General features: G+C 38.7%; 5 protein-coding genes and 1 pseudogene. All 6 read left to right on the plus strand.

The window, feature by feature from the left end; translation table 11 throughout:
• Positions 1-154 precede the first annotated feature (154 nt).
• Positions 155-286: pseudogene (locus ADS77_RS22985) on the plus strand (hypothetical protein); the annotation flags it as partial.
• A 15-nt stretch (positions 287-301) separates the two neighbouring features.
• Positions 302-547, plus strand: a complete 246-nt coding sequence (locus ADS77_RS22990; RefSeq protein ID WP_054456171.1) for a hypothetical protein — start codon at positions 302-304, stop codon at positions 545-547.
• Between the two features lie 357 nt (positions 548-904).
• Positions 905-1,648 (plus strand): toll/interleukin-1 receptor domain-containing protein, encoded by a 744-nt coding sequence (locus ADS77_RS20970; RefSeq protein ID WP_054456172.1) that lies wholly within the window; start codon positions 905-907, stop codon positions 1,646-1,648.
• A gap of 119 nt (positions 1,649-1,767) precedes the next feature.
• Complete coding sequence (locus ADS77_RS20975; protein WP_054456174.1) at positions 1,768-2,352, plus strand: hypothetical protein; 585 nt, start codon at positions 1,768-1,770, stop codon at positions 2,350-2,352.
• Positions 2,353-2,545: 193 nt separating this feature from the next.
• The gene (locus ADS77_RS20980; RefSeq protein WP_054456176.1) at positions 2,546-2,989 is read left to right on the plus strand and encodes a site-specific integrase; all 444 of its coding nucleotides are present in this window, start codon (positions 2,546-2,548) and stop codon (positions 2,987-2,989) included.
• A 67-nt stretch (positions 2,990-3,056) separates the two neighbouring features.
• Positions 3,057-3,188 (plus strand): helix-turn-helix domain-containing protein (locus tag ADS77_RS21900; RefSeq protein WP_152960613.1); only part of this gene is annotated, 132 nt, incomplete at its 3' end.

Below are 3,188 nucleotides of genomic sequence, written 5' to 3' on the forward strand. Positions count from 1 at the left end.
GATTATGTGAATCACAATGGGGGCAATGAGATATTGATTCTTCATGGTCGGCAATGGCTTGACCTACTTGGTTAGTGGCAATATTTGATTCAACTTCGTGGCGAAGCTTTTTAAGTTGAGCGTAATTTAAGTTGGTAATGTGATGTAGTATATTTTGAAACTGCTTGGAAGCCATGTTGCACCTACCGTTATTAGGTTTCAGTATATTAAATATAGTTCACCAACACTGAAATACAACATAGCCATATGTAGACAGTGTTTTATTTTTGTCCAATTACTGCATGTGCTCCCAAGTGGATTTATGCGAATACGACACTACGGTTTTTTAGCCAGTGCGTGTAGAGCCAAAAAGCGGGATATTATCAGCGCACAAACAGGTAAGCATAAGACTGGAAATCAAGGAAAGTCAGAGACAACAGTGCCGGTTAGCGTTAATTGGCCGTGTCCATCATGTAAGCAAGGGCGGCTGATACTGAAAAGCCTCTGTATAAAGGATGCAAAAATAGACGGCCTAGCGACGGGAAGCATCATAATGAATAGTGGTTAATAGTAAGTCGAACCGTTAAAAATAACTCGTTAACTAAGTTGGTGTAACAGAGGATCAGCTTAGATGTGGTGCTGCCTAAAATAAGCAAAAAAGATAACAGCAGGCAGAAACGCTATAAAAAAGCGTAGAAATGAAATTAATGAACAGTAACTAACCCGTCTAGTAGTAAAAGGGTGTCCAATAAAACTGCAATCAACGACTTCCCTAAAAAAGAGAATTCCTATAGCATTAAGCATACCAATAAAAATTGTTGAGTGAGGAGTATGCTTCGTTCAACAAGGTATTTATACGATACAAACAACGTAACGTATAAATACTAAGACGTTATGCGTCTTCAATTAAAGGAATAATACCCAAATGAATCCACCAAGAGTTTTTGTTTCGTATTCACACGATTCTTCTGAACATAAGGAGTGGGTGTTAAATTTTGCGACGACTCTCCGAAACCGCGGTATTGATGCTGTATTAGATCAATGGGATTTAAAACCTGGTGATGACTTACCTCATTTTATGGAAACTGAGTTGGCTTGTTGTGATTTTGCGATTATGATTTGTACAGCACCATACGTCAAAAAAGCAAATGCTGGCGAGGGAGGTGTTGGGTATGAAAAAATGATTATGACATCATCATTTCTAAAGAAGATCGACAGTAACAAAGTTATACCAATAATGAGGCATAACACAGAGAAAGTAGTTCCGACATTTATGGGGTCTAAGATCTACATTGATTTTTCTAAAGATGAAGATGTGGAATACAATCTTGATGAACTTCTCCGAACTCTTTTAGCTGCTCCTTTGTTTGAAAAGCCTGAAATAGGCAAGAATCCATTCAAACCTTTGAACAAATCTAAACCAGACAGATCTTCAGATGGCGTCAAGGAAGTTATGCTTGCTACCTCTGATGCTTTCAATGCTACAGCTAGAGAAGTTATCTCACTGGCTGATCTTTTAAAACATACGTCAATGCATAGGCTTACTTTTGAGAGATATTTAAACCATGCTGTCAATGATGGTCTAATCACTAAAGATGTGATTGCTCGATACGGCATTACGAGTAAGGGTATCGAATATCTGATTGAGCATGGTTTAATCGCCGCATAACAAGAACCTAAACCAGACGGCTAAAGCTGTCACATTTTTAGCAAAGAGACGCAAAAAACTGAGCCAGCACGCCGCAGGTTAGGTTGGCGTTTTATAAGCAATCGCATAGGTTTCCGTAAATGGATAATGAAGAGTTAGAAAGACGAGCCAAAATTACAAATGAAACGTGTGGCGGAATCCAACCAATGCACAAAGTTTTTTACTCTTTATCTATAAAGTATTCAGCAGATCGCTGTTTAAATGCTTTTAGAGTTTATGATTATCTATTGAGTAAGAATGCAGATGCTGAAGAGTTAATAAGCTCTGTTCAGGAAGCAATTGGACATGCAGCTGCATTGTCCCGCTATTTCTGGCCTACATCTATGGGCAAAAAGAAGATTGCAAAAGAACAAATCGATATGAGGCAAAGTCGTGGTGAACTACTGAGAAACCAGTATGGAGTAACAGACGACTCACCAATTTCTGATAGGGATATCCGAAATGCTTGGGAGCATTTCGATGAAAAATTAGATACTTATGTATTGTCTCACGATGCGGGGTATTTTTTTCCATCGCCTATTTTAGGTGATCATAGTTTAGCTGATGAGGCTATCGGTAAAATTTTTAAATTAATAGATCCAACTAATGAATGTTTGGTCTTATTAGGTAACAAATATTTTTTTAGGCCTATTCGTGATGAAGTTGAAAGAATTTTTAATGAGTAGTGGTAAATTGCTTATAACAAGGCATTAAACGGAACTAAAACAGTGGGTTACGTTCCGCTTCGCTACACAGTATAACCCACAATTTTAGTCCGCTTAATGCGGCGTTGAACAAAGCCGCTACGCGGAGCTAGCAACCTTCAGCATAATTGCCACACTTGTCATTGGGACTTCCCCCATTTGCCGGAGAAAACCAATGACCCCATTAAGACAACGCGTCATAGACGAGATCCGTTTAAGAGGCTACTCACCACGTACCGAAGAATCTTATATAAATGCACTCGCTCAGTTAGCTAATTACTACGATAAATCGCCTGACTTAATTAATAAGGAAGAGCTTGAGGCGTACTTTAGGTATGTAAACCTAACACAGCACTTGTCGCGTGCAACGATTGCAGTAAAACTCAATGCCGTTAATTTTTTATATAAATATGTACTACGGCGCTCATTCAGCATTGATATTGTATTGCCTAAAAAAGCACACAAAATACCGATACTGCTAACACGGGATGAGGTTCATCGCCTGTTTTTAAATACGGTATCTGCACAACAAAAAGTCATGCTTTGTATTTGCTATGGCTGTGGACTCAGAACCCGAATTCATTATGCAAGTGCACCACTGACCATAACCCACCAATAAATATGACATTCTGAAATATTTGCTAATGTAGTAAGTGCGACCAAACTCATTATCGAGGGAATTCAGAATGTCTTACGAACATCTTAACAGTTTCGAACGAAAAGCTATCTACTATCGATTCAATAGTGGCGAAAGCTGCCGATCCATTGGTAAGCTATTAAATCGACACCATACAACTATCATGCGTGAAGTTAAGCGA

This window comes from Pseudoalteromonas porphyrae (genome assembly GCF_001298125.1).
GTDB classification, from domain to species: domain Bacteria; phylum Pseudomonadota; class Gammaproteobacteria; order Enterobacterales; family Alteromonadaceae; genus Pseudoalteromonas; species Pseudoalteromonas neustonica.

Excerpts from the sequence above, each read along its gene's own strand:
- ADS77_RS20980 (WP_054456176.1), top strand. The coding sequence starts at position 2,546 with ATGACCCCATTAAGACAACGCGTCATAGACGAGATCCGTTTAAGAGGC.
- ADS77_RS20970 (WP_054456172.1), top strand. The coding sequence starts at position 905 with ATGAATCCACCAAGAGTTTTTGTTTCGTATTCACACGATTCTTCTGAA.
- ADS77_RS22990 (WP_054456171.1), top strand. The coding sequence starts at position 302 with ATGCGAATACGACACTACGGTTTTTTAGCCAGTGCGTGTAGAGCCAAA.
- ADS77_RS20975 (WP_054456174.1), top strand. The coding sequence starts at position 1,768 with ATGGATAATGAAGAGTTAGAAAGACGAGCCAAAATTACAAATGAAACG.